Source organism: Intrasporangium sp. (assembly GCF_035688975.1).
GTDB lineage: Bacteria > Actinomycetota > Actinomycetes > Actinomycetales > Dermatophilaceae > CALMNV01.
The window spans coordinates 1-4,742 of sequence record NZ_DASSMH010000137.1 but is presented as its reverse complement, the minus strand read 5'-3'; the positions used below and the strand labels follow the sequence as shown (position 1 = coordinate 4,742).

Annotated in this window: 5 protein-coding genes; 1 reads left to right on the top strand and 4 read right to left on the bottom strand. The window is 72.0% G+C overall.

All coding sequences use genetic code 11. The features are described 5' to 3' along the window. The 4 genes from VFJ94_RS14440 to VFJ94_RS14425 form a co-directional block, all read right to left on the bottom strand. The coding region (locus VFJ94_RS14440; protein ID WP_325004920.1) for a hypothetical protein at positions 1-191 on the bottom strand (191 nt) is incomplete at its 3' end. 98 nt (positions 192-289) lie between these two features. Next, the gene (locus tag VFJ94_RS14435) at positions 290-790 is read right to left on the bottom strand and encodes a hypothetical protein (protein WP_325004919.1); all 501 of its coding nucleotides are present in this window, start codon (positions 788-790) and stop codon (positions 290-292) included. 233 nt (positions 791-1,023) lie between these two features. Then, positions 1,024-2,232, bottom strand: coding sequence for an acyl-CoA desaturase (locus tag VFJ94_RS14430; protein WP_325004918.1), 1,209 nt, complete (start codon positions 2,230-2,232; stop codon positions 1,024-1,026). An 11-nt stretch (positions 2,233-2,243) separates the two neighbouring features. Further along, complete coding sequence (locus tag VFJ94_RS14425) at positions 2,244-3,317, bottom strand: ferredoxin reductase (RefSeq protein ID WP_325004917.1); 1,074 nt, start codon at positions 3,315-3,317, stop codon at positions 2,244-2,246. Between the two features lie 101 nt (positions 3,318-3,418). Between VFJ94_RS14425 and VFJ94_RS14420 the strand changes: the two genes are divergently transcribed. Next, positions 3,419-4,603 carry a helix-turn-helix domain-containing protein gene (locus VFJ94_RS14420; RefSeq protein WP_325004916.1) on the top strand — a complete coding sequence of 395 codons (1,185 nt, stop codon included), beginning with the start codon at positions 3,419-3,421 and terminating at the stop codon, positions 4,601-4,603. Positions 4,604-4,742 lie beyond the last annotated feature (139 nt).

Here is a 4,742-nt window from a genome sequence, read left to right as displayed (position 1 = left end):
TCCTGCGCCACCCACGCGATGTGGTCCTTGTCGGCCTCCTCGAGGTCGAGCCACACGAGGGTCTCCGGGTCCCGCAGCGCGGCGGAGAGCGTCTCGTGAGAGGCCGGCGCCGACGTTGCCGCGCCGTCCCGGAAGATGGTGCAGCGCAGGCTGCCCGCGCCCGCCTCGGGTCTCGTCGTCTGGGTCGTCACGACCCCATTGTCGCCGCTCGACCGGAGGGCGGTCTGGAGCGGGGAGGCCGGCGGGTCTCAGGCGGGTGTCTCAGGCGGCGGGTCTCAGGCGGCGGCGCTCAGGCGGCCGGTCCCTTGCTGCGCACGTCCGCGACGTGCTCCATCGCTTCGCGCAGCTCGCTCAGCCAGTCGCTCTCGTGCTCGGCGACGAGCCGCACGCACCACGCCAGGGCCTCGGCGCGGGACCGTGCGACGCCCGCGTCGATGAGCGTGTCGAGCACCCGCCGCTGCGGCTGCCGGAGCCGGGTCATGACCGGTGCGGCGATGTGGGTGAACAGCTCCCGGTGGTCGCCCACGCGGACCGCCCACGACACCGTGCGGCCGAAGCGGTGCTGCGCCTCGCGCGCGATCTCCATGCGCCGGCCGCGGGTGTCCTCGCGGAACGCGCGGGCCCGGCCGGCCCGTGCCTCGTCGCGCTCGACGTCGCTCGCGTCGGCCAGCTCGACGTCGCCGACGACGAGCTCGACGACGATCTCCTCCCGGTCGATGGTGATGGCCGGGTCCTCGATGCGCCACTCCTCGGGCAGCCGGCCGGTGAACCAGCCGCGCACCCGTTCCATATCTTGCTGCGTAATCATGTAATGAAGATTACGCCTCGTATGCCGCGGGTCAAGAGCTCCCTCGAGCCGACCCGCGGGCCGTCGCGACCGGCATACGACCCGACCGGCATACGACGCAGTCGTGAGACGCCGAGGGCCGGCGGGCTCCACGAGGGAGTCCGCCGGCCCCGAGAACAGCCGAGCGGCGACCGAGCAGCAGGCGGCCGGGATGCGGCGTCGGGTCAGGCGTCGGGTCAGGCGGTGGCAGCGATCGCCGCGGGCGACGCGCGACGCGCGCTCGCCCTCGCCGTGCCCGCCGTGCCCGCCGTGCCCTTGCCGCCGGGCAGCGCCAGGCGGAACACCTTGGCCCACGCCTGGCCGACCTGGCGGTACATCGGCCCGGTCGTGTAGGGCAGCCCGTAGCGCTCGCAGATCTCGCGCATCTTGACGGCCACCTCGGCATACCGGTTGGAGGGCAGGTCCGGGAAGACGTGGTGCTCGATCTGGTGGCTGAGGTTGCCGGTCATGAGGTGAAGCAGCGGGCTGCCGGAGATGTTGGCCGAGCCAAGCATCTGGCGGATGTACCAGTCGCCGCGGGTCTCGCCCTCGATCATTGCCTCGGTGAAGGTGTCGACGCCGTCGGGGAAGTGGCCGCAGAAGATGACCGAGTGGGCCCACACGTTGCGGATGGCGTTCGCCGTGAACGTGCCGATGAGGGCGTTCTTGCCCCCACCGAAGGGGATGGCGGCGGCCGGCGTCGCGACGTAGTCCTTGGTGAACTGGCGCACGATCTTGCGGCCGGTGGCCTTGAGGTCGCGCACGACGTCCTTGGTCGGCTTCTCGCCCTCGCGCCACGCCTCGAGCTCGAGGTCGTAGAGCGCGATGCCCCACTCGAAGAACGGCGCGAGCACGCCGTTGATGACCGGGTTGAGGATGTTGACCGGCTTCCACGGCTGGTCCGCGGACATCCGCAGCGTGCTGTAGCCCACGTCCTTGTCCTTGCCGAGGACGTTGGTCCACGTGTGGTGCAGGTCGTTGTGCGTGTGCTTCCACGCCGCCGCGGGGCTGACGAAGTCCCACTCCCACGTCGAGGAGTGGATGTCGGGGTCGCGCATCCAGTCCCACTGACCGTGCAGGACGTTGTGGCCGATCTCCATGTTCTCGAGGATCTTGGCGACCGAGAGCATGGCGGTGCCGGCCACGAGCGCCGACTTGCGCCTGGAGAGCAGCAGCGTGGCCCGGCCGGCCAGCTCGAGCGTGCGCTGCACCTTGATGACCCGGCGGATGTATGCCGCGTCCTTGGCTCCCCGCGAGGCGAGGATCTCGTCGCGGATGGCGTCGAGCTCGGTGCCGAGCCGCTCGACGTCGGCGTCGGTGAGGTGGGCGGCGGCGGCCGGTCGGACCGTGGGGCCGCCCGTGGGGGCGAGGATCGGCTTCTTGGGCCGGATCGCGGTGATGGTCATGAGGGATCCCTTCAGATGTCCAGGTGGACGGGGCCGGCGGCAGCGTTGACGCACGTTTGGATGAGCTCGCCCTCGTCGCCGTGCACCTCGCCGGTGCGCAGGTCGCGCACCTTCCCGGCGATGAGCGGCGTGAGGCAGCTTCGGCAGATGCCCATGCGGCAACCGCTGGGCATGACGACGCCGCACTCTTCGCCGGCGTCCAGGAGGGGGACGTCGCCGTCCACCTCCACTTCCTTGTCCGACTTCTCGAACGTGACGAGACCCCCTTGGCCCCCGGTGCCGGGGAGGAGGACGGGCGCGAAGCGCTCGATGGTGAGGTGCCCGCTGGCCGCGGCCTCGGAGTCGGTGGAGTCCCAGAGCGCGCTCGCGGCGTCGAGGAAGTCGGAGGGGCCGCAGGCGTATGCCGCCCGCTCGCCCCAGTCGGGACAGATCGCGTCGAGGTCGGTGGGATCGGTCAGGTCCAGGCGGCGGCCGCCCTCGACCCGGGTGAACCAGTGCACGACGCGCAGACCGGGGAACTGGTCGGAGAGCTCGAGCAGTTCGTCGTGGAAGAGCGCCTCCTCGCGCGAGCGGGCCGAGTGGACGAGGACGACGTCGGCGTCGGGACGCCGTGGCACGAGGGTGCGGATCATCGACATGACCGGGGTCAGCCCGCTGCCGGCGGTGAGCATCAGCAGCGGCCGCGGGTGCTCGGGCAGGACGAAGTCGCCCTGCGGCGGCGCGAGGAAGAGGACGTCACCGACCTTGGTCTCGCGCACGAGGGCGGTCGACACGGCGCCGATGGCGGTCACGGTGATGGCGGGGTCGTGCCCGGCGGGAGCCGAGAGGGAGTAGCTGCGCCAGTGGCGCACACCGTCGATCTCGACGCCGATCCGGGCCCACTGGCCGGCCTCGTGGGCGTTCCAGGCCCGGCCGGGGTGGAACGAGATGGTGGCCGAGTCGGCGGTCTCCGGGACGACCCGGGTGACGACTCCCCGAAGCTGACGCTTGGAGGCGAGCGGGTTGACGAGCCCCAGGAAGTCCTCGGGCGCGAGGGGCGTCGTCAGGAGCGACGCCATGCGACGGAGAACGCGGATCTGGGCCATGCTTCCAACCATGCCCTGAAAACCCGTCGATTACTCGTGTCGAGACGTATCCTTTGCCGCAGGAGTTTGTTGCGCGCCAATAAGGTCTGGGGTGGCTGAGCATGACCGAGACGGGACAGGAGCCCCCGTGGTTGTCGCTCCCGGCTGAAATCAGCGTGCAGCTGCGCCCCGCCTTCGCGGACGTCGTCGAGGAGATCATCTCCACGATCCCACACACCGTCCCCGACTACGCGCTGCCGATGGAGGGACGGTTCGGGCAGGGCATCCGCCAGGGCGTGGGGGTGGCCCTCGACCGCTTCCTCGACCTGCCCGGCACCCGCTTGCCGGCGCTGTCGGAGGACAGCAAGTGGATCTACGAGCGGCTCGGCCGCGGCGAGGTCCGTGCCGGCCGCAGTCTCGAGTCGCTGCTCGCGGCATACCGCGCGGGTGCCCGGGTCACCTTCCGCGCCATCTCCCGCAGCGCGGCGGTGGCCGACCTCACGCCGGACGTGCTCCTCGCCCTCGGGGAGTCGCTCTTCGCCTACATCGACGAGCTGTCCGCGGCGAGTGCCCAGGGCTACGCCCTCGAGCAGTCCGAGCGGGCCGGCGAGCAGCAGCGGCTGCGGGGCGAGCTGGTCGAGGCGGTGCTGCGGGGCGACGTGAGCGAGGGGACCGTGGCGCGGCTGGCGGCCGCGGTCGGCTGGACCTTGCCGGAGGTGGTCGTCGTGGCCACCGTGCCCTCCCCGCACGTCGAAGGGCTCCGCGCCTCGCTCGGTCCAGACGCCTTGGTGGCCGAGCGCGGCACGGACGTCGTCGTCCTCATGCCATTCGTCGACCGCCCGGCTCGGCGGCGGACCCTCGCCCGCGCGCTCGAGGGGCGTCGGGCGATCGTCGGGCCGCCGAGGCCGCTGGGCCTGGCGGCGGAGTCCCTCCACCTCGCCGTCGCAGCAGGGGCGCGCGGGCTGGCGCCGGGTGACCTCCTCGAGCCCGGGCCCGCCGTCTGGGTCGAGGAGCACCTCGCCGAGCTCATCGTGCTGGCCGAGCCGCTCGCGACTGCCGACCTCGCGGCGCGGGTGCTCGCGCCGCTCGACCGGGTGCGCCCCGCGGTGCGGGAGCGCCTTGCCGAGACCCTGCTCTCGTGGCTGCGGCACAGCGGCCAGCGCACGCCCATCGCCGGGGAGCTCTTCGTGCACCAGCAGACCGTCGGCTACCGGGTGGCGCAGCTCAAGGAGCTCTTCGGCGAGGCGCTCGAGGACCCGGAGGTGCGCTTCGAGCTTGAGCTCGTGCTGCGTGCCGGCCACCGCTGACCGGCCCCCCAGATATCTGGGAGGTGCGGTGCTGCCCTGGCGATATCTGGCCCCTCAGTTGTCTGCGGGGTGCGGTACTGCCAGGGCGATATCCAGCCCCCCAGATATCTGGGGGGAGACGGGGATGCGAGAAGCGGGG